The organism is Comamonas aquatilis (genome assembly GCF_965139575.1).
Classification (GTDB): domain Bacteria; phylum Pseudomonadota; class Gammaproteobacteria; order Burkholderiales; family Burkholderiaceae_C; genus Comamonas; species Comamonas aquatilis.
Window position 1 is genome coordinate 493,030 of the sequence record NZ_CBCSIW010000001.1, and the last position, 22,492, is coordinate 515,521.

Genomic DNA, 22,492 nt, shown 5'->3' on the forward strand with positions numbered 1-22,492 from the left:
GACATCAGATTCAAACAGTGGGACAGGGTGCAAGCCCTGCCCGGAGGGAGTAGCTGCAATGACCGTGCCGTACACGATAAGGACCGGGGCGCAAGCGAGTACAAAGGCTTGGCGCAGGCTTTTGGGAGCAGGTTTGCTGTGGGGGCTGGCCGCCACGGCGGCCCAGGCCGTGGGCGTGCGCCAGTTCAGTCCGCAGGGCGATGTGAGCAAGGTGGGTCAGGTGGTGGTGCAGCTCGACGGCGCGGGTGTGCGCTTTGGCGACCCCAAGGCTGCGGCCCCCGTCACGCTGCAATGTACGGATGCCGAAGCCGCCAAAGGCACGGGCCGCTGGAACAGCGAAAAGGAATGGGTTTACGACTTCGTCCAGAACCTGCCAGCGGGCGTGCGCTGCACGGCCAAGCTAAATCCCCAGTTTAAAACCGTCTCTGGTACAGCATTGACGGGCGCTGCCAGCTATCAATTTCAAACCGGTGGCCCGCAAATTCAAAGCATTGCTCCCGATACCTGGAACGAGATTGACGAGCAGCAATACTTTGCCTTGAAGCTGACCGGCGCGGCCACGGCGGACAGCCTGCAAAAGCATGTCTGGTGCACCTCGGAAGGTGTGGGTGAACGCATTCCCGTGCAACTCATCACGGGCAAGGACCGCGATGCCGTGCTCAAGCAACAGGGCTGGGAAAAAGAGGCCGGCCAGCGCCCGCAAAACTATGCGGTTCTGAGCTGCAATCGCCGCCTGACTTCGGGCAGCAAGATGACGCTGGTCTATGGCAAGGGCGTGGCCATGGCCAACGGCCTGGTCAGCAAGGACGAGCAGCGCTATGAATACGAGGTGCGAGCACCGTTCACCGCCGATTTCAGCTGCGAGCGCGAGAATGCCAATGCCGCCTGCCTGCCGATTCGTCCCATGCGCCTGTCGTTCAGCGCGCCGGTGCCGCGCAAGCTGATCGAGGGCATTCGCCTCAAGAGCGGCGCTGCGGCCGTGGCTCCCGTCATCGAACAAGGTGGCGACAAGCTGGCCGATGATTCGCTGGTGGACAGCATCAGCTTCCCCGCCACCATGGCGGCCAATGCCAAATACACGATCGAGTTGCCGCCGCAATTCAAGGATGCAGCCGGACGTAGCTTGACCAACGGCAATATGTTCCCGCTGGCCACGGCCACAGGCAATATGCCGCCTCTGGCCAAGTTTGCCGCATCGCCTTTCGGCATCGTGGAGCGCTTTGCCGAAGGCCCCAACGGTCCGGCCCTGCTGCCGGTGACCTTGCGCAATGTGGAACCCGATCTGACGGCCCAATCGCTGGATGCCAGCGTGATTCGCACCATGAAGGGTGGATCGGACGCCGACATCATTGCCTGGCTGCACAAGATCGAGGATTACGACAGCTACAACATCTCGCGCAAGCGGGCCGCGCGGGATGTGCGCGTGCTGCCGCCCGTCATCGACGACAACAACAAGAACTATGTGCAGACGCGCATGCTCTCGCTGCTCGAAGGCAAAAGCCAGGTGAAGACGCTGGAGATGCCCAAGGCCTCGCGTGGCGATCCACGTCCCTTCGAAGTGGTAGGCATTCCCTTGAGTCCCGGCTTTCAGGTGGTGGAAATCGCTTCGCCGCTGCTGGGCAAATCGCTGCTCGATGAAGGCTATGGCGCGGGTCGCACCATGTATGTGCGCACCTCGGCCCTGGTGACCAATCTGGCCGTGCACTTCAAGCTCGGTCGTGAAAACTCCGTGGCCTGGGTGACTACGCTGGACAAGGGCAAGGTGGTGGCCGGCGCCACGGTGCAGGTGTCGGATTGCAATGGGCGCGCCCTGATCTCTGCCGTGAGCAACGAGCAGGGTATTGCGACGTTTGAGGGGCTGGCCCCCAACCCTCCGGCCTGCAGCAACCAGGAAGGCAGTTATCGCAGCGCTTCTTATTTTGTGAGCGCTCGTGCCAATACCAGCGCGGGCCAGGAACTGGCATTTACCTGGAGCAGCTGGCAAAAAGGCATTGAGCCCTGGCGCTTCAACGTGCCCACCAGCTCCAGCGCCAGGCGCGATGAAGTGGCGCATACGGTGTTTGACCGCATGTTGTTCCGAGCCGGCGAGACCGTCTCCATGAAGCACTATCTGCGCGTCTTGACCGGCCCAGGCAAGAACTCCACGGGCTTCGAAAAGCCGCAGGACTACCCCAACCAGCTGACGATCACCCATCTGGGCAGCGGCCAGCGTTTTACGCAGGCGCTGAACTGGAACAACACCAGCGCGGTCAGCGAATTCGCCACTTCCAAGACGGCCAAGCTGGGCGAGTACCAGGTGGAGTTGGGTTATGCCAACGGCGGCAATGAGCGCCGCCGCTCCTTCAGCACCGGCATCTTCCGGGTCGAGGAGTTCCGTCTGCCGGTGATGTCGGGCAGCATAGGCCCGCAGGCCAAGGCGGCTCTGTACAACGTGAGCAGCGTGCCTGCCCAGGTGCAGCTGAACTATGTCGCGGGGGGCGCGGCGGCCAATCTGCCGGTCAAGGTATCCGCGGTGCTGCAGAACAAGTATGTGAATTTCCCCGGCTGGGATGGCTTTAGCTTCAGTGCGCCACGCAGCGCCAACCAGTCGGGCAGCAGCGACGACGAGGAAGTCACGGCCAGCATGGAAAGCAAGGTCGTGGCCGACAAGCTGGCCGTGACGCTGGACCGCAACGGCCTGGGCAATGTCACCATAGACAAGCTGCCGGCGGCAAAGCAGGCGCGCGATCTGGTGATGGAAGCCACTTATGCCGACCCCAATGGCGAGGTGCAGACCATCAGCAGCACCCACACCCTGTGGCCTGCCGCCGTCGTGGCCGGTATCCGCTCCGAAGGCTGGATTTCGGTAGACCGCAAGCTCAGCTTCCAGGCCTTGTCGCTGGACACCAGCGGCAAGATTGCCCCCGGGGTTGCCGTCAAGGTGGATGCCGTGGCCCGCATCACCACCTCCAGCCGCAAGCGTCTGGTGGGAGGCTTCTACAGCTATGACAACCAGACCACGCTCAAATCGCTGGGCACGGTCTGCTCGGGCAACACCGACAGCCATGGCGTGCTGCAGTGCGAAGCCCTGCTGTCCCAGCCCGGCGAAGTCGAACTCATAGTCACAGCCTCCGACAAGGAAGGCCGCAGCACGCAGGCTGCAACCAGCGTCTGGGTGACCGGCAAGGGCGAGATCTGGTTCGGCGGCGAAGACCATGACCGCATGGATGTGCTGTCCGAGCGCAAGAGTTACGAGCCTGGCGAGACGGCGCGCTTTCAGGTGCGCATGCCTTTCCGCAGCGCGACCGCTCTGGTCGCCGTGGAGCGTGAGGGCGTGGTCAGCACCCAGGTGGTGGAACTCAACGGCCAGAACCCCACGGTGGAAGTCAAGGTACAGGACAACTGGGGGCCCAACGTCTATGTGAGCGTGCTGGCCCTGCGCGGGCGTCTGCGCGAAGTGCCCTGGTACAGCTTCTTCACCTGGGGCTTTATGTCGCCGCGTGAATGGTGGAATGCCTTCTGGCACGAGGGCAAGGAATATGTGGCGCCCACGGCCATGGTGGATTTGTCCAAGCCGGCCTTCCGCTTCGGCATGTCCGAAATTCGCGTGGGCACCAAGGGTCATAGCCTTGACGTGAAGCTGGCTGCAGACAAGAGCAGCTACAAGGTGCGCGGCACGGCCAAGGTCAGCATCCAGGCCACGCTGCCCGATGGCAAGCCGGCGGCTGGTGCGCGGGTGGCCGTGGCTGCCGTGGATCAGGCGCTGCTGGAGCTCATGCCCAACAGCAGCTGGAATCTGCTGGACGCTATGCTGACGCGCCGCGAATGGGGCGTGCAGACCGCCACGGCCCAGATGGAAGTGATTGGCCGACGCCACTATGGCAAAAAAGCCGTGCCTGCCGGCGGTGGCGGTGGCCGCAGCCCCACGCGCGAGCTGCTCGACACCTTGCTGCTGTGGAAGCCCGATGTGGTGCTCGATGCCAATGGCCGGGCCCAGATCGAGGTGCCGCTTAACGACGCGCTGACCACCTTCCAGGTGGTGGCCGTGGCCGACTCCGGCGTCAGCCTGTTTGGCACCGGCCAGACGGCGATTCGCACCACGCAAGATCTGCAGATCATCAGCGGCCTGCCGCCGCTGGTGCGCGAGGACGATTTGTTCCGCGCCCAGGTCACGCTGCGCAACACCTCGGCCAAGGCCATGAAGGTGGAAGTGGCGCCGCGCGCCACGCTGCTGGAGCTCAAGACTCAGAGCGTGGAGATTCCTGCCGGTGAAGCCCGCGAAGTGGCCTGGGAGGTCAAAGCCCCGGCCCAGCTGAGCGGCACCCGCGCCGAAGCGCTGATCTGGGAAATCTCCGCCCGTGACACGGCCGGTGGCAGCGATGCGGCGCAAGACGCGCTCAAGGTCTCGCAGCGCATTGTTCCTGCCGTGCCTTTGAGCGTGCAGCAGGCCACGCTGGTGCAGGTGGATGGCAGCTACAGCGTGCCGGTGGCGCCGCCTGCCGATGCGCTGCCCGGCCGTGGCGGCCTGCAGATGTCGCTGGTGCCCAAGCTGACCGAAGGTCTGCCCGGCGTGCGCGACTGGTGGGCCCGCTATCCCTACTCCTGCCTGGAGCAAACCACCAGCAAGGCCGTGGGCATGAACAATGCCGAGCTGTGGAGCCGCACCATGGCCCAGCTGCCCAACTATCTGGACGGCGACGGCCTGGCCAACTACTTCCCGCCGCGCGAGGGAGCGGGCAATACCGGCAGCGATACGCTGACGGCCCACTTGCTGAACATGTCGGCCTATGCGCAAGGCGTGGACAAGCGCTTTGTGGTGCCGGCGGCCGAACGTGCGCAGATGGAAGATGCGCTGATCGCCTTTGTGGAAGGCCGCATCAAGCGTGATTTCTGGAGTCCGCGCAAGGATCTGGAAGTGCGCAAGCTGGCGGCCATTTCCGCCCTGGCCCTGTCGGGCAAGGCCACGGCGCGCATGCTCGACAGCATCAACATCACGCCCAACCAATGGCCTACCCATACGGTGATCGACTGGGTGACGGTGTTGCAGCGCATGAAGGACTTGCCGCAGCGCGACGAGAAGCTGGCCCAGGCCATGCAGATTCTGCGCGGCCGCCTGACCTTCAACGGCACGCGTGTGGCTTTCAGCAATGAGCAGGACGACAGCTGGTGGTGGCTGATGCAAGGCCCCGACGTGAATCTGGCGCGCCTGATTCTGGCCACGCTCAACGATGGCGGCTGGAGTGACGACATGCCGCGCCTGGTCAGCGGCTTTATCGGCCGTCAGCAGGCAGGTGCCTGGAGCACGACCACGGCCAACCTCTGGGGTGCGCTGGCCTTGCGCCGCTTCTCGCAGAAGTTCGAATCCGTGCCGGTGGCTGGCACCACGGTGGCTGCACTGGGCGGTAACGAGGCCAAGGTGGACTGGGCGCAGGTCAAGCGTGCCACCTCGGAAGACCTGCAAGGCCAGGCCCATGCCAACAGCGCGTTTGGCGAGCCTGTGCGTGCCGGCGGCCTGATGAACAACACCATGTTCATGCCCTGGGCCAAGGCCGGCAAGGGTCAGCTGACGGTCACCCAGCAAGGCACGGGCAAGCCCTGGCTGACGGTGCAATCCGTGGCTGCCGTGCAGCTCAAGGCGCCGTTTGCCTCGGGCTACAGCATCAAGCGCACGGTGACGCCGGTGGAGCAGGCCGACAAGAGCTTGTTCGGCAGCGGCCAGTTCACGCGTGGCGATGTGCTGCGCGTGTCGCTGGAGGTGCAGGCCAAGACCGATATGACCTGGGTGGCGATCACCGATCCCATCCCCACAGGCGCCACCATTCTGGGCGGCGGTCTGGGGCGCGATTCGGCCATTGCCTCGGCCGGTGAAAAGAAGGAGGGTGCGGGCTGGCTGGCGTATGAAGAGCGCAGCTTCGAGGCCTACCGTGCCTACTACCAGTACCTGCCCGCAGGCACGACCAAGGTGGAGTACACGGTACGCCTGAACAACGCCGGCGACTTTGCCCTGCCGCCCACCCGCGTCGAGGCGCTTTACGCTCCCGAGATGTTTGGCGAAGCGCCCAATGCCAAGGTCAAGGTGAGCATGCCCAAGTAAGGCGCAAGCCTTGCCTGCACAGCGCAAGCCCCGTCTGGAAACAGGCGGGGCTTTTTTGCGCCTCAGCAGGGATGAAAAGTATTAAATTCATAGCTGTCTACGCTTTCAACATAAAGGCGCAAGCCGAATTTCTTTTGAATAAAGGGGCTGGGCAATGCAATTGCTGACCTGGAACACGCAGTGGTGCTGCGGCATGGATGGCGTGGTGAGCGTGGAACGCATCGTGGGCCATGCGCTGCAGATGGGCGGACAGGAGGGGCTGGATGTGCTGTGCCTGCAGGAGATCGCCGTCAACTATGGTGCTTTGCAGGGTCAGCCCGGAGATCAGGTGGCGCAGCTGCAGGCTTTGCTGCCCGGCTGGCAGCTGTTCTTCGGAGCATCGGTGGATGAGTTCACGCCACAGGGCCGGCAGCGCTTTGGCAATCTGATCGCCACGCGGCTGCCGGTGCTGCAGGTCCAGCACTATCCGCTGCCATACCCTGCCGATGCCCATATGCGCTGCATGCCGCGCATGTGCTCGGTGGTGACGGTGCATGAGCCCGGTCTGGGGCCGGTGCGCATCATGACCACGCATCTCGAGTATTTCTCCAGGCTGCAGCGCCAGGCACAGGCCGCAGCTCTGCGTGAACTGCATATGCAGGCCTGCGCCATGGCCAATCTGCCGCCGCAGCCCGCTGCCGATGGCTCGCCCTACCAGACCAAGCCGCATACCGAGCATGCGCTGCTGTGTGGCGATTTCAACTTTGAACCCCATGAGAGCGAATATGCACAGCTGTCCGCGCCCTGGGCAGCCAATGCGCTGCAAGGCTTGCGCAGCGGCCGGTGGCACAACAGCTGGCATGTGCTGCATAGCGATCTGCCGCAGCCGCTCACCTTCAGACTGATCGACCGCCAGTGGGGGGCCGAGCCCGGCGCCTGCGATTTCATCTGGGTCAGCGACAGCCTGCGCGATCAGGTTCGTGAGTGGCGCGTGGATCAGAGTACGCAGGCCTCCGATCACCAGCCCGTGTTATTGAAATTGGCAGGGAAAACCTGATGTGAAACAGGCAGGCTTGTGCTTTGTCAAGCCATGGCCGGATCAGCATATGTTCTGACAGACAAGTGCCGATGCGCGGGGCAAGGTGACTGTTGCCGCTGATGGCGTTGAAGTTTTAAAACATGTGGAGGAATCGCGTATGCCAACTGTGTTGCCTTCTTTTTCAACCATGTTGCACCGCACCTGGTGGTCCTTGCTGCTGCGCGGCGTGGCGGCCATTGCGTTCGGTGTGCTGACCTGGCTGCAGCCCCAGGCATCGGCTGCGGCCTTGCTTCTGATCTTCGGGGCCTATGTGTTTGTGGACGGGCTGCTGGGCGTGTATGCCGCCCTGCGCAGCCGCAACCACAGCCGTCACTGGTGGGTGTTGCTGATCTGGGGGCTGATAGGCGTGGCCGTGGGGGTAATGACCGTGATCAACCCGGCCATCACCGGCCTGGTGCTCACCATGTACATAGCCATCTGGGCTCTGGTGACCGGGGTGTTGCAGATTCTGGTCGCCATCCGGCTGCGCAAGGAAATTCAGGGTGAATGGGTGCTGATCCTCGGTGGCTTGATCTCGGTGCTGTTCGGCGGTTTTGTGCTGGCGCAGCCCGCTGCGGGCATGATGGCCATGCTCTGGGTTCTGGCCGCCTACGCCGTGGTGTTTGGCGTGCTCATGGTGATCCTGGCCTTCAAGTTCCGCAAAGGCATAGGCCCCGGACTTTGAGGTTCTTAGGCCTCACTTCCTTATCAAGGCAGTTCTTTGAACTGCCTTTTTCTTTGCCGGCGCCGTGCCGCTTCAACTTTGGGACAATGGGCCGCAAAGGCCCGCACGGCAGCGGGCCAAGCTGAGAGCCCATGACCCAAGTGACGGACCAGATACCCGGCAATCCTGAAATTCCTAGCGGCACCCACTTCGCTCGCCGGCAGCGCCAGCTGCTGGCTGCCGTGCTGCTGGCCTGTGTGGCCGGTGCCGCCCATGCACTGCCCAGTTATGAGGAAGTCAGGCGCGAACACCGCTCTTCGGAGAGCGTGCTGCTGTCGCGCGAAGGCCAGGTGCTGCAGCGCGTGCGCACCGACAGCACGGTGCGCCGCGGCTCCTGGGTGGCGCTGGACGATGTTTCCCAGGCGCTGCGCACGGCCCTGGTGCTGAGCGAGGACAAGCGCTTTTATGAGCACAGCGGTGTGGACTGGGCGGCGGTGAGTTCGGCTGCCTGGGGCAATCTCTGGAACACCCGAACGCGCGGTGCCAGCACCATCACCATGCAACTGGCCGGTTTGCTCGACGGCGACTGGCGCCAGGGCGCGGGCGGGCGCAGCGTGGTGCAGAAAGTGGGGCAGGCCGTGGCAGCCCAGGTGCTGGACCGGCGCTGGCGTAAGGATCAGGTGCTTGAGGCCTATCTGAATCTGGTGCCGTTTCGGGGCGAGATCGTGGGCATCGATGCACTGTCCGAGAGCTTGTTCGGCAAGGCCGCGCACGGGCTGGATGCGCGTGAGGCAGCGATTGCCGCGGCCCTGGTGCGTGCGCCCAATGCCTCGGTGGAGCGGGTGGCGCAGCGTGCTTGCGGCGTGCTGCAGGTGATGGTGCCCGATGATGTGGCAGCGCGTGACTGCACGGCCATGCAGCTGTATGCCAACAGCGTGTTGCAGCGCCGCCAGTGGGTGCCCAGCGAAGGCGTGGCACCGCACTTTGCCCGACGCTGGCTGGCGCAGCCGCAGAACAAGGGCTTGCAGCGCGTGCCTTCCACCCTGAGTGCGCCGCTGCAGCGTTTTGCCGTGAGCAGCCTGCAGCAGCATTTGCGCGAACTGCAAGGCCGCAATGTGGAAGACGGCGCCGCCGTGGTGCTGGACAACGCCACGGGCGAAATTCTGGCCTGGGTGGGCTCCTCCGGCGCCCTGAGCCAGGCCTCGGAGGTCGATGGCGTCACCGCCTTGCGTCAGCCCGGCTCCACGCTCAAGCCTTTTCTGTATGCCCAGGCGATTGGCGAAAAGCGCATGACGGCGGCCTCGCTGATCGAGGATTCCTCGGCCCATATTCCCACGCAAAGCGGCCTCTACATTCCGCAGAATTACGACCGCCGCTTCAAGGGCTGGGTCTCGGCGCGCACGGCACTGGCGTCCTCGCTCAACGTGCCGGCGGTGAGAGCCCTGGTCATGGTCACGCCCGATGCGTTTTTCGAGCAGCTCCAGCGCCTGGGTCTGCCGCTGCGCGAAAGCGGCGGTTACTACGGCTTCAGCCTGGCTCTGGGTAGCTCGGAAGTGGCGCTGCTCAATCTGACCAATGCCTACCGTGCCCTGGGCAATGGCGGGCAGTGGCAGCCGGTGAGCTGGACCTTGCCTGGCAAGGCGGCGCGCAAGAGCGATGCACCGGCGGCAGCTGCAAGCAGCCAGTCGGTACAGGTGCTGGATGCACGCGCGGCCTTTATCGTGGGCGATATTCTTTCGGACAATATGGCGCGCGCGCCCACCTTCGGTACGGACAGCATTTTGGCCACGCGTTTCTGGACCGCCGTCAAGACCGGCACCAGCAAGGACATGCGCGACAACTGGGCCGTGGGCTGGTCTCAGCGCTACACGGTTGGCGTGTGGGTGGGCAATGCGCGCGGCGAAGCCATGCATTCCGTCAGCGGCACCAGCGGAGCGGCGCCGGTGTGGGCCTCCATCATGGGTTTTCTGCACCAATCCCAGCCCAGTCGCGCGCCCAAGCCTCCCCAGGGGCTGGTGCAACAAGGCATAGAGTTCGGTTCCGGCCAGGGCAGCTCGATACCGCTGGAGAGCGCCCGCAGCGAGTGGTTTATCGCCGGAACGCAGCAGACGGTTTTTGCTATGGATCACATAGCTGTTACCGCTCTATCTGCAAGCACTTCAACGCATAACCGATCTGTAAGTGGTGCAAGCAGAGCGCAAGGTGCCACACAAAACGCTGCATCTGCCGTGCGCATCTCCCGGCCTGCCAATGGCACGATTTTGGCGCTGGACCCGGACATCCCGCCCGACAGCCAGCGCGTGCAATTGGTGGCCCGTCAGGCCGGCATGGCGTCCGAACAGGACTGGCGCGACAACAGCCTGCGCTGGCGCCTGGTCTCGCAGCGCGTGGCCGTGCCGGCGCAGAGCCCGGCCAAAGCGGCGCCAGCCGTCACGCCGTTGATCAGCGAGATCTCGCGCGAGCTGGGTCGCGGCAGCCAGCTGGGCTGGTTGCCCTGGCCCGGTCGCCACCGCCTGGAGTTGCTCGATGCTTCGGGAAAGCTGCTGGACAGCGTGCGCCTGGAGGTTCGTGGCGCCGGCGCCCTGGCGGCAGGGCCTGAAGACGTCAAGCCTACGCGCCGCCGTTGAGTAGCGGGATCAGTTCCCGCGCACCAGCAGATTGCCCGTGATCTCCGACACATTCTTGACGCTGGTCAGCGTCATGGCCACGCGCATTTCCTTCTCCAGCAGGTTCAGCAAATTGCTCACGCCCGCACCGCCTTCGGCCGCCAAGGCATAGATGAAGGCGCGGCCGATCATGGTGCAGTCGGCACCCAGTGCCAGCATGCGCACGATGTCCAAGCCGTTGCGTATGCCCGAGTCGGCCAGAATCTTGATCTGCCCCTTGACGGCATCGGCAATGGCCGGCAGCGCGCGTGCCGATGACAGCGCGCCGTCGAGCTGGCGACCGCCGTGGTTGGAGACGATGATGCCGTCGGCGCCAAAGCGCACGGCATCCTTGGCGTCCTCGGGATCGAGGATGCCCTTGATGACCATCGGGCCCTTCCAGAAATCACGGATCCACTCCAGATCCGACCAGGAGATCGAAGGGTCGAAGTTGGCACCCAGATAGCCCATATAGTCTTCGAGGCTGACGTTCTTGCCCAGGTAGGTCGAGATATTGCCCAGGGTGTGCGGACGGCCCATCAGCCCCACGTCCATGGCCCAGTGCGGATGCGTCACGGCCTGCAGATAGCGGCGCATGGCGGCATTGGGGCCGCTCATGCCCGAATGCGCATCGCGGTAACGTGCGCCGGGCACGGGCATGTCCACGGTGAATACCAGGGTGGAGACGCCTGCGGCCTGGGCGCGCTCCAGCGCATTCTTCATGAAGCCCCGGTCCTTGAGCACATAAAGCTGAAACCACATCGGGCGGCTGAGCTTGGGAGCGACTTCCTCGATGGGGCAGACCGAGACGGTGGACAGGGTGAAGGGAATGCCTTTTTGATCGGCCGCCATGGCGGCCTGCACCTCGCCGCGGCGTGCGTACATGCCGGTCAGGCCCACGGGCGAGAGCGCCACGGGAATCGAGAGCTTCTCGCCGAACAGCTCGATGCCGGTATCGAGCTGGCTCATGTCCTTAAGCACACGCTGGCGCAGGGCTACGTCGGCCAGGTCATCGACGTTGCGGGCCAGTGTCTTCTCGGCGTAGGCACCGCCGTCGATGTAGTGGAACAGAAAGGGCGGCAGACGCTTTTGTGCGGCCGCGCGGTAGTCGGTGGTGGAGGAGATGATCATGAGAGAAAGGCAGCGGTGGATGAAAGTCTGTCCAACCGCTTGCGCCGGGCGGCGTCCGCATCGGACTCGGAAAGCTTGTCGTGCACATAGACCAGGTGCTGGCCGATGGCGCTTCTGGCCTGCTCAGGCTCACCGTCGAGAATGGCCTGCATGAGGTTCTGGTGCTGGTGCGTCAGATGCTCCAGCGTCGAGGGATCGTCGTGGACGAACATCAGGCGTCGGTTCTGGGCCACGGTTCCCAGCACCAGCTCGAAAAGACTGCCCATCAGTTGCACCAGCACGGCGTTGTGCGAGGCTTCGGCGATGGCCAGATGGAACTGGGCATCCGAGCGGGCCGCGCTGGCTGCATCGTGCGCCTGTTGGTGGAGCAGCATGTCGTCAAAGCAGTGGCGAATGCGATCCCTGTCCTTGGCGGTGGCGCGCTGGGCCGCATACCAGGCGGTGCTGAGCTCCAGCGCCTGGCGTGCTTCGAGCACGTCATAGCGGTACTGGGGATCGTCGAGCAGCAGCGGCTCCAGCGGCGCGACAGCCTGCTGGTGCCACAGCGGCACGCGCGAGCAGACAAAGGTGCCGGCACCGACTCGGCTTTCGAGCAGACCCCGGCTGGACAGCTTCTGAATGGCCTCGCGCAACGCCGTGCGCGACACGCCCAGCTGTTCGGCAAGCGCCCGCTCCGTGGGCAGCTTGTCGCCGCTTTGGAGATGGGTGCTCTGGATCAGCTCCTGCAGTTGCTGGGCAACGCGGTCGGACAGGCGTGGGGCGGGCATGGAATCTACCGGGAGTTTTACGTGGTGGGAATCATCCACGGAAACACATAGGCCTGCAGCGTGCAGATGATGCCGATCAGCACCAGGAAGGCCAGGCTGTGCTTGACGGTGAAGCGGAACAGATCCGACTCCTTGCCCGCCAGGCCCACGGCTGCGCAGGCGATGGCGATGGACTGAGGCGAAATCATCTTGCCGGTCACGCCGCCCGTGGTGTTGGCGGTCACGGCCAGAACTTCGGGCAGGCCCAGTTGTGCGGCGGTAGTGGCCTGCAGGGCGCCGAACAGGGCATTGGCCGAGGTGTCCGAACCCGTCAGAAACACGCCGATCCAGCCCAGGAAGGGCGAGAAGAAGGCAAACGCCTTGCCGGTATGGGCCAGCGCCATGGCCAGTGTGGTGGACAGGCCGGAGTAGTTGGCGATAAAGGCAAAGGCCAGCACCATGCCGATGGAGTAGATGGGCAAGGCCAGTTCCTTGAAGGTCTCGCCCAGCGTCTTGAGCGCGACCGCAGGCTTGAGGCGCAGATAGAGAATGGCCAGAACGGCCGCAATCACAATGGCCGTGCCGGTGGCCGACAGCCAGTTGAAGGAGTACACCGCGCCATAGGGCGTGGGCGCGGCCACCACGGGAGCCATCTTCTGCACCAGGTTGTGCAGCATGGGCACGGGAATGTTGAAGACCGTGCCGGACAGTGCGCCGCCCGCGGCGAACAAGGCCTTGAAGGGCTTGAGGCTCCAGATCGTCACCATCGCCGTCAGGATGATGAAGGGCGACCAGGCCTTGAATACCACGCCGGCCGTCAGCTTGATGGGGGCGGTGGTATGGGTTTTCACGCTGCCGGGCTCGGTCTCGAAGCGGAAGATGCGCTTGGGTTGCCAGAATTTGAGAAAGGTCGTCAGCGTCACCAGGGCGACGATGGCCGAGGTGATGTCCGGCAACTCGGGGCCGATGTAGTTGGCGGTCAGGAACTGGGTCAGCGCAAAGCTGCCACCGCCGACCAGCACCGCAGGCCAGGTTTCCTTGACGCCGCGCCAGCCGTCCATGATGGCCATGAGCCAGAACAGCACGATGATGGTCATGAACGGCAACTGGCGACCCGCCATCTGGCTGATGGCCATGGGGTCGATGCCCGAGACCTGACCGGCCACGATGACGGGAATGCCCATGGCGCCAAAAGCCACGGGAGCGGTGTTGCCGATCAGGCACAGGCCGGCCGCGTACAGGGGCTTGAAGCCCAGGCCCACCAGCAGTGCTGCCGTGATGGCCACGGGCGCGCCAAAGCCGGCGGCACCTTCGAGGAAGGCTCCGAAGCAAAAACCCACCAGGATCAGTTGCAGGCGCTGATCCTCCGTGACCGACAGAATCGACGAACGGATGATGTCGAACTGCCCGGTCTTGACCGAAACCTTGTACAGAAACACCGCCGCGACAATGATCCAGGCGATGGGCCACAGACCGTAGAAGAACCCATAGACGCCCGCCGCCAAGGCGTTGGCGACCGGCATGCGATAAAAGAGCAGCGCCACGGCCAGCGACAGGATCACCGTGATGGTGCCCGCCACATAGCCCTTGAGTCGCAGCTTGGTCAAGGCGAGGAAGAAAAACAGTATGGGTATGAGCGCCACCAGCGCCGACACCCACACATTGCCTGCGGGGTCGTAGTTCTGCGACCAGATTTCTTGCATTGCCTTGATCTCCTGGATATGCGCGGTCAGGGCAAGCCTCCTGGCTCTCCAGAAGTCTTCCCGTCCATTTTTAATAAAAGCTGTAGCAAGCGGGCCGTGCCATTCCCGGTTTCGGGCGGCTGCTTGTGCTTTGGTTTAAATTGGTATTACCAATATGAGTAATGCTCAGGTGGAGCGCATTATAGAAATCGAATTTAATGAATAAATTAGTGGTTTTCCCTTGGATTTAATGATTAATTGGTAATACCAATTTTGCAGGCTGTGGAACCTGTCCCAGATATTTCTGCATGCGATAAAGCGATGCAAGATGGGCGTCGCAAGCCAGAAAGTGGACGCAAAAATGCCGCAAACACATTGCTGTGTTTGCGGCATTTGCTCTTATAAAAAGAGTGCTTAGTTCACCATCAGGTGGAAGGGCCAGACATAGGCCTGCATGGTCACAAACAGACCCATCAGGCAGGCCAGCGCAATCGAGTGGAAGAACACATAGCGCAGGATGTCGCCTTCATGGTTGAACCAGCGGGTGGCGGTGGAGGCCACGACGATGGACTGGGCGTCGATCATCTTGCCCATCACGCCGCCCGAGCTGTTGGCCGCGCCCATGAGGTTGGGCGACAGGCCCAGCTGCTCGGCCGCCACTTTCTGCATGCCGCCAAACAGCACGTTTGAAGCCGTGTCGGACCCCGTCAGCGCCACGCCCAGCCAGCCCATCAAGGTGCCGAAGAAGGGGTAGAACATACCGGTGTTGGCAAAGGCCAGGCCCAGGGTGGTATCGGTGCCAGAGTAGCGAGTCAGCGTGCCCAGGGCCAGCATCAGCACGATGGTCAGCAGCGAATATTTCACCAACCAGATGGTTTTGAAGAAGGTGCGAACAATGGCGACGGGGTTGTACTTCATCACCAGCGCACTGATCACGGCCGATAGCAGAATGCCGGTGCCGGTGGCGGATAGCAGGTTCAGCGTATAGACCGCGCCTTCCTTGGTGGGCTGAGGCACCACGGGTGGCATTTTCTCGATCAGATTGTGCAGGCCCGTCATGGGGAAGGCAGGAGCGAAGATGCTGTTGAGCCAGACCTTGACCGGAGGCAGGCCCCAGATGAACACAAAGATCGAGAGAATCAGCCAGGGCGTCCAGGCGGCGATCAGAGCCGAGCGGCTGTGCTTGACCACGGGTTGCGGCGGCTTGGCTTCGGCGGCGCTGACGTCCTTGCCGCGCAGCGAGGCCGAGGTCCAGATCTTCTTGGGCTGCCAGACACGCAGGAACAGCACCAGGCTGACCATGGAAACAATGGCGGCAATGATGTCCACCAGCTCGGGGCCGATGAAGTTGGACACCAGATACTGGGGAATCGCAAACGAGACGCCGGTCACCAGAATGGCGGGCCAGATTTCCATCATGCCTTTGCGGCCGGCGAAAGCCCAGATCAGCCAGAACGGCACCAGCACCGAGAAGAAGGGCAGTTGGCGGCCAATCATGGCCGTCACTTCCATCAGGTCGTAACCGTGGACCTTGGCCAGGGTGATCACCGGCGTGCCCAGAGCGCCAAAGGCCACGGGTGCGGTATTGGCGATCAGCGACAGGCCGGAGGCGGCCAGAGGCGAAAAGCCCAGACCGATCAGGATGGCGGCCGTCACGGCCACCGGCGTGCCAAAGCCTGCTGCACCTTCGAAGAAGGCGCCAAAGGCAAAGGCAATCAGCAGCAGCTGAATGCGGCGGTCGGGAGTGATGCCCGACAGCGAATCCTGCAACACCTTGAAGCTGCCGTTTTGCTCGGTCAGCTGATGCAGGAAAATGATGTTCAGCACGATCCAGCCAATGGGCAGCAGACCGGTGAAGCCGCCAAACAAGGCAGCGCGGCCTGCCATGTCGGCCGGCATGTTGTAGACGAAGACGGCAATAATCAGCGCGGCCACCAGGCCCGCGCCGGCAGCCAGGTGGGCCTTCATGTGCAAAAAGCCCAGGCCAACCAGCATCACCACGACAGGAATTGCCGCAAGCAAGGTGGACAGCCACATATTCGATAGGGGGTCGTAGACCTGTTGCCAAATCATCTCTCTTGTCTCCTCTTTGATATCTGTGCCGGCGATGGTGGCGGCGGGCGCGGCTTCCTGCACTAGCGTTAGCCCTCGATTCGAGCGGGCTGCAGAAAATTTCAATACCGGCGTAAATCACTTCAAACCTGAGTGATGCACCCAAACCGCACAAGCGCACTACCATCGGGCGCAACGAGAAAATGAGGGGTTTAACTGTGGCAGCTGATCTTTCCAAAGTCACCTGTATCGAGGATTTGCGTGTGGTGGCCCAGCGCCGCGTGCCGCGCATGTTCTACGACTATGCGGATTCGGGTTCTTATACCCAGGGCACCTATCGTTCCAACGAAGATGATTTCCAGAAAATTCTGCTGCGCCAGCGCGTGGCCGTAAATATGGAAGGGCGCAGCACGCGCAGCACCATGATCGGCCAGGACGTGGCCATGCCGGTGGCCATTGCGCCCACGGGACTGACCGGCATGCAGCATGCCGATGGGGAAATCCTGGGGGCCAAGGCGGCCAAGGCCTTTGGCATTCCGTTCACCTTGTCGACCATGAGCATCTGCTCGCTGGAAGATATTGCCCAGCACACCGACCGCCATCCGTTCTGGTTTCAACTGTATGTGATGCGCGACAAGGGCTTCATGGAGCGCCTGATCAACCGGGCCAAGGAAGCCAATTGCTCGGCGCTGGTGGTGACGCTGGATCTGCAGATCCTGGGCCAGCGCCACAAGGACATCAAGAACGGTCTGTCCACTCCGCCCAAGCCCACCCTCAAAAATCTCATCAACCTGGCCACCAAGCCGCGCTGGTGCCTGGGCATGCTGGGAACCAAGCGCCGCAGCTTTGGCAACATCGTCGGCCACGTCGATGGCGTGGGCGATGTGTCTTCGCTGTCCTCTTGGACGGCAGACCAGTTCGACCCCCGTCTGAACTGGAGCGATGTGGAGTGGATCAAGAAACTCTGGGGCGGCAAGATCATTCTGAAGGGCGTCATGGATGCCGAAGATGCACGCCTGGCCGCGCAAAGCGGCGCCGATGCGTTGATCGTGAGCAACCACGGCGGTCGCCAGCTTGATGGCGCGCCTTCATCGATTGCGGCATTGCCTTCGATTGCCGAAGCTGCGGGCAAAGATATCGAGGTCTGGATGGATGGCGGCATCCGCAGCGGCCAGGACGTGCTCAAGGCCCGTGCCCTGGGTGCGCAAGGCACCATGATCGGCCGCAGCTTTCTCTACGGTCTGGGCGCATACGGCCAGGAGGGCGTGAGCAAGGCGCTGCAGATCATCCACAAGGAGCTGGACACCACCATGGCTTTTTGCGGTCACACCAATATCAACAGGGTGGGCACCGAAATCCTGCTGCCCGGTACCTACCCCAAACCGTTTGCAGAGATCTGATCTGCAAGGCTGAAGGGGCGCATGGCTGGGCTGTGCCTTGCCAGCGCCTCTCAAGCACCGTTTGCGCCTGCGGGGTCAGGGCTGGCTGGTGCGGGGTTTCCATTCCTGCACTTGCAGCTGTACCTTGGCGCGTTGTGCCGGCCTTAACTTCTTGGCGATGATTTCCTGCTGTTTGGCCGAATCCATCTCGCCATCCTTGGCCGACAGCAAGGCCCAGAAATAAGCTTTGGGCCAGCTTTGCGGCACGCCACGGCCCAAGGCATACATGGAGCCGACGTTGAACTGGCTGTTGGCATCGCCTTGTTCGGCCGCAATCAGGTACCACTTGAAGGCCTCCTTGCTGTCCTGCGCCACGCCGCGGCCGTGGTCGTACATATAGCCAAGATTGCTTTGACTGGAGACATGGTTCTGCGCCACCGCCAGACGGTACAGCCTGACGGCTTCTTCCTGGTTTTGCGCCACACCACGGCCGTCGTCATACATCACTGCCAGATTGAACAGCCCATCGACATCGCCTTGCTCTGCGGACAGGCGATACCACTTGACGGCCTCCTCATCGCTTTGCGGCACACCGCGTCCACGGCCGTACATCAGGCCAATGTTGGCCTGGCTTTCCGCATGGCCTTGCTCTGCAGACAGCTTGAACCATTTGGCAGCTTCATCATAGTTTTTGGGCCCGCCACGGCCCGTGAGATAGACGGCGGCGAGCTTGAACTGCGCCTGGGCATCACCGGCCTGGGCTTTTTGCAGCAGATCTGCGGGTTGCGCCATGGCCAGCGTGCTGGAGAGCAGCAGGGCGGCGGCGCAAAAGAGGTGAGCGAGTGAATGGTTGCGTTGTTTTTTCATTGCTTGCCTGTGTGTCAAAAGCCGTGGATTCACATGCGGAAAATCAGCGGCTGGCCGTCTTGGGTTTCCAGGCGCTGATCTTCTTGTCCAGCGCGGCGCGCTCTGCCGGCTTGAGCTTCTGGGCTGCGGCATCGCGTAGCGACTCCGTGTCTTCCAGATCTTGTGCAGCGGCCAGGGCATACCAGAAATAGGCCTGGGACAGGCTGCGTTTGACTCCGCGTCCTTCTTCAAACATCGTGCCGAGGTTGACTTGTGCCGTCGCATTGCCTTGCTCTGCGGCCAGGCCCAGCAATCTGGCTGCCTCCTTCTCGTTCTGCGGCACGCCGCGACCGGTTGCATGCATCACGGCGAGGTTGACCTGGCCCGAGTCATGGCCCTTGGCGGCGGTGAGAGCAAACCATTTGGCGGCCTCCTGATCGCTTTGCTCCACGCCGCGGCCGTTGACATACATCAGCCCCAGGTTGTACTGGGCATCGAGATGGTTTTGCGCTGCGGCAAGGCGATACCACTTGACGGCCTCCTGGTCGCTTTGCTCCACGCCGCGGCCATCGTCATACATCACGCCGAGATTGAACTGGCCACTGGCATCGCCTTGCGCCGCAGCGAGGCGGTACCACTTGACGGCCTCCTGGTCGTTTTGCGTCACGCCACGGCCCTGGTCGTACATCAGACCCAGGCTGCTCTGGCCCAGCGCATCGCCTTGCGCTGCGGCCAGGCGAAACCATTGCACGGCCTTCTCGTCGCTTTGTGCCACGCCGCGACCTTCTGCATACAGCAGACCCAGGTCGAGCTGTGCCTGGGCATTGCCGGCCTGTGCCTTGTGCAGCAGGTCTGCAGGCTGGGCCATGGCCAGCGTGCTGGCCAGCAGCAGGGCGGTGGCAGATAAAAAGTGTGCAATCGGTGTTTTCATTTTTTCCCTGTCATTTTTCTTTGAAGTCACAAAAAGGGGGCTAGCAGGGCCGCGCAACAGAGCACAACGGCCTGGATAGGCCACTGTGCTGGGTTGGTGCGGGTATTGGGTTTGCTTGCTTGCTTGCTGGCTGGCTGGCTGTGCCGGTGCTGGCTTGCTGCTGGCGCTGGCAGAGCATGGGCTGCTGTTGGATCTGCAATGGGCGTGCCGCAGTTGCAACAGCACGGGGCGGTTGCAGGTGAACGGGATCAGGGCCAAAGCGCCAAGTCATTTTAGTCACGCACCGGGCCGGTTCAGCGCCCGGTTTTTTGCTCGGTTTGTGCTCGGCTTTTGCTTGTTTTGCGTTTGACTTTCTAGTCATGAACATTGCAATGCAGCACACCCATTCAGGTATCAGGCAGCGCAGGCGGGTCGGCTCTGCTCCGACGAGCTGAACTGCGCAGCTCCCTCTTGCATCAGTCGGTTGGCCGCCATCACCACGGCCTGCACCGATGCCGTCACGAGGTTGGCATGCATGCCGGCGCCAAAACGCGTGCCCGCAGCACCGGGCAGCGCGGCTTCCACAATCGCCAGGGCCGATGCGCCAGCGCCCGCACCCAGGCTGCGCTCCTCGTAGTGATCTATGCGCAGCGGCTGGGCCAAGGCGGCGCTGATGGCTGCTGCAGCCGCATCCATCGGGCCGTTGCCACTGCCTTGCAGGCTCGATTGCCGGCCGTTGTCGTCCGTCACCTCGATGAGGATGTGTGCACCTTGTGCATGCTCGGAAAGCTGATGGCGTACATAGCGCCACTGGCCGGCTGTGGCATGCAGATAAGTGTGTTCGAACAGTTGCCACAAGGCCTCGCTGGCCAGCTCGGTTTCGCTGCTGTCCGCCAGCTTTTGTACGATGGCGCTGAACTCCACCTGCATGCGCCGCGGCATGAGAACGCCATGGTCGCGCTGCAGCAAATAGCTGATGCCGCCTTTGCCCGATTGGCTGTTGACGCGCACGATGCTGTCATAGGTGCGGCCCAGGTCCTTGGGGTCTATGGGCAGGTAGGGCACGCGCCACAGCGCGCCGGGCTTTTGCGCGGCAAAGCCTTTGGCAATTGCATCCTGATGTGAGCCCGAGAACGCGGTAAACACCAGATCGCCCACATAGGGGTGGCGAGGGTGAATGGGCAGGGCCGTGCATTCTTCTGCAATGCGGGCCACGGCGGCAATATCCGAAAAATCCAGGCCCGGCGCCACACCCTGCGTGTAGAGATTCAAGGCCACGGTGACGAGATCGACATTGCCGCTGCGTTCGCCATTGCCAAACAGGCAGCCTTCCACGCGCTGGGCACCGGCCAGCAGCGCCTGCTCGGCACAGGCCACGCCCGTGCCCCGGTCATTGTGGGGGTGGACGGAAAGCACAATATGCTCGCGCCGCTCAAGGCGCTTGTTCATCCACTCGATCTGGTCGGCAAACACATTGGCCGTGCTCACCTCCACCGTGGTGGGCAGATTGATGATCATGGGGCGATCGGGCCCGGCATTCCAGGCGCGAATGGCGGCGTTGCACACGGCCAGAGAGACGTCGAGCTCGGCCATGCAGAAGGTTTCCGGCGAGTACTGCAGCACCCATTCGGTCTCGGGTTGCAGATCGGTCAGCTCGCGCAGCAGGTAGATGTGTTGCTCCACCATGGCGATGATTTCAGAAACCTGCATGCCGAAGACGATTTCCCGGAAGGCCGGGGCCACGGCATTGTAGAAATGAACGATGGCGCGGCGTGCCCCCGACAGGCTGCTCACCGTGCGGCGGATCAGGTCCTCGCGCAACTGGGTGATGACCATGGGCGTCACGTCGGCAGGAATCAGCGCGCCGTCGATCAATTGGCGAACCATGTCATAGTCGGTTTGCGAGGCGGATGGAAAGCCGACTTCGATCTCCTTGAAGCCCAGCTTCACCAGCTCTTGAAACAGACGCAGCTTGCGCTCGCGGTTCATGGGCTCGAACAAAGCCTGATTGCCGTCGCGCAAATCAGTGGAAAGCCAGACGGGAGCTTGCGTGATGCGTTGCGAAGGCCATTGGCGCTCGGGCATATCGACGCTGGGGTAGGGCTGGTATTTGGTCTGCGGATTTTTCAACATGGCTGCTTCGCTCAGAAAAAGAAAGAGGTGTGTGGTTCACACTCCCCTGCAGATGCATGCATCTGTTGAGCGAGGCCGGAGTCAGGGGGAGTGATGGATATGGGCAGCGCGCGCATGCCGACTCCGGCCGTGGGTCAGGGCAGGGCTTAGTCGTAGCAAAGGCAGTGAAGCACGCATGGCGGGACGGGATGGAGCGATAGAGAGAGTTGGCTCAAGCATAAAAAAACGGTATCTGACTGTCTTTATAGAATCTGGCAATAGTTGTTGAAAAATAGACATTTCTTGCCTGTCATGCCGTCTGTAGCCACTTCCACCAAACGCTTGCGCAAACTACCGGCCGTGTCGCCGCATGCGCTCGACTGGGCACCCCATGAAAATGCGGCCCTACCGGTGGTGGGCGTGGCGGTGGATTTCGCCGCCGGGCAGGAGGTTGAATTGCATAGCCATGCCCAGTGCCAACTGCTGTATGCCGTGCAAGGCGTGCTCGAGGTGCGGACCCATCATGGGCGCTGGCTGGTACCGCCAAGCAAGGCCGTGTGGCTCACGCCGTTTGCCCAGCACAGTCTGCATATGCGTGGGGCCGTGCGTGTGCGCAGCCTGCTGGTCAACCGGGCGCAGCTGGCGGCAGCCGAATTTGAGCGCTTGCCGCAGCGTGACTGCGTCATGCCTGTTTCGGCCTTGCTGCGGGCCTTGATTTCTGAAGTGGCGCACTGGCCGGTTGACGGTGAGCGCGGCAGGCGCGAGCAATTGCTGGTAGCGCTGTTGCTGGAGGAGTTAGGCCTGCCGGATGAGCCCGTCTTTCATTTGCCCTGGCCCGAGAACCTCAGGCTGGCGCAGTTGTGCGAGCAACTGCAGGACGAGCCCGGCAGCCTGCGAACGGCAGAACGCTGCGCTGCCGATCTGGCCATGAGCAGCAAGACTTTTCACCGCCATTTTGAAAAGGCCACAGGCATGGGTTTTGGACGCTGGCGCCAGCGCGCGCGGCTGCTGGCCTCGTTGCCGTTGCTGCTGGCCGGGCGGCCGATTGTGGAAGTGGCCTTGCATGTGGGCTACGAAAGCCACAGTGCCTACAGCCTGGCATTCAAGATGCAGATGGGTGTTTCGCCCTCGCGCTTTGTGGCGCAAAGCCGTACGGGCGAGACATGAGCCATTGAGGTCATTCCAGCTCCGGGCA

Annotated in this window: 13 protein-coding genes; 6 read left to right on the forward strand and 7 right to left on the reverse strand. The window is 62.6% G+C overall.

From position 1 onward, the window contains the following. Positions 1–58: 58 nt before the first annotated feature. The 4 genes from ACNAZA_RS02230 to pbpC all read left to right on the forward strand — a co-directional run bounded on the left by ACNAZA_RS02230 (position 59) and on the right by pbpC (position 10,421). Positions 59–6,073 (forward strand): alpha-2-macroglobulin family protein, encoded by a 6,015-nt coding sequence (locus ACNAZA_RS02230; RefSeq protein WP_415794761.1) that lies wholly within the window; start codon positions 59–61, stop codon positions 6,071–6,073. 154 nt (positions 6,074–6,227) lie between these two features. Continuing rightward, entirely contained in the window at positions 6,228–7,109 is an 882-nt protein-coding gene (locus ACNAZA_RS02235; protein WP_415794762.1) for an endonuclease/exonuclease/phosphatase family protein, read from the forward strand. Positions 7,110–7,248: 139 nt separating this feature from the next. Then, the gene (locus tag ACNAZA_RS02240) at positions 7,249–7,815 is read left to right on the forward strand and encodes an HdeD family acid-resistance protein (protein ID WP_120966538.1); all 567 of its coding nucleotides are present in this window, start codon (positions 7,249–7,251) and stop codon (positions 7,813–7,815) included. A gap of 131 nt (positions 7,816–7,946) precedes the next feature. Then, positions 7,947–10,421: a penicillin-binding protein 1C gene (gene pbpC, locus ACNAZA_RS02245; RefSeq protein ID WP_415794763.1), complete on the forward strand. Its 2,475-nt coding sequence runs from the start codon at positions 7,947–7,949 to the stop codon at positions 10,419–10,421. Between the two features lie 9 nt (positions 10,422–10,430). On the opposite strand, the gene lldD is transcribed toward pbpC, so the two are convergent. From lldD to ACNAZA_RS02265, 4 genes are all read right to left on the reverse strand, one after another. Then, a complete protein-coding gene (lldD, locus tag ACNAZA_RS02250) occupies positions 10,431–11,570 on the reverse strand; it encodes an FMN-dependent L-lactate dehydrogenase LldD (protein WP_415794764.1) in 1,140 nt (379 codons plus the stop codon). After that, positions 11,567–12,337: a transcriptional regulator LldR gene (lldR, locus tag ACNAZA_RS02255; protein ID WP_415794765.1), complete on the reverse strand. Its 771-nt coding sequence runs from the start codon at positions 12,335–12,337 to the stop codon at positions 11,567–11,569. The genes lldD and lldR overlap by 4 nt, the downstream gene beginning before the upstream one ends. Before the next feature lie 17 nt (positions 12,338–12,354). Then, a complete protein-coding gene (gene lldP, locus ACNAZA_RS02260) occupies positions 12,355–14,019 on the reverse strand; it encodes an L-lactate permease (protein ID WP_415794766.1) in 1,665 nt (554 codons plus the stop codon). 393 nt (positions 14,020–14,412) lie between these two features. Next, the gene (locus ACNAZA_RS02265; protein WP_415794767.1) at positions 14,413–16,071 is read right to left on the reverse strand and encodes an L-lactate permease; all 1,659 of its coding nucleotides are present in this window, start codon (positions 16,069–16,071) and stop codon (positions 14,413–14,415) included. Positions 16,072–16,268: 197 nt separating this feature from the next. On the opposite strand from ACNAZA_RS02265, the gene ACNAZA_RS02270 reads away from it, so the two are divergent. Beyond that, a complete protein-coding gene (locus ACNAZA_RS02270; protein ID WP_415794769.1) occupies positions 16,269–17,450 on the forward strand; it encodes an alpha-hydroxy acid oxidase in 1,182 nt (393 codons plus the stop codon). A gap of 75 nt (positions 17,451–17,525) precedes the next feature. Here ACNAZA_RS02270 and ACNAZA_RS02275 read toward each other — a convergent pair whose 3' ends face one another. From ACNAZA_RS02275 to ACNAZA_RS02285, 3 genes are all read right to left on the reverse strand, one after another. Next, complete coding sequence (locus ACNAZA_RS02275; RefSeq protein WP_415794770.1) at positions 17,526–18,296, reverse strand: tetratricopeptide repeat protein; 771 nt, start codon at positions 18,294–18,296, stop codon at positions 17,526–17,528. A gap of 43 nt (positions 18,297–18,339) precedes the next feature. After that, on the reverse strand, positions 18,340–19,206 hold the full coding sequence (locus ACNAZA_RS02280) for a tetratricopeptide repeat protein (RefSeq protein ID WP_415794771.1): 867 nt from the start codon (positions 19,204–19,206) through the stop codon (positions 18,340–18,342). A 393-nt stretch (positions 19,207–19,599) separates the two neighbouring features. Continuing rightward, on the reverse strand, positions 19,600–21,318 hold the full coding sequence (locus ACNAZA_RS02285) for a 2-isopropylmalate synthase (RefSeq protein ID WP_415794773.1): 1,719 nt from the start codon (positions 21,316–21,318) through the stop codon (positions 19,600–19,602). Between the two features lie 291 nt (positions 21,319–21,609). Between ACNAZA_RS02285 and ACNAZA_RS02290 the strand changes: the two genes are divergently transcribed. Continuing rightward, positions 21,610–22,464 carry an AraC family transcriptional regulator gene (locus tag ACNAZA_RS02290; protein WP_415794774.1) on the forward strand — a complete coding sequence of 285 codons (855 nt, stop codon included), beginning with the start codon at positions 21,610–21,612 and terminating at the stop codon, positions 22,462–22,464. Positions 22,465–22,492 lie beyond the last annotated feature (28 nt).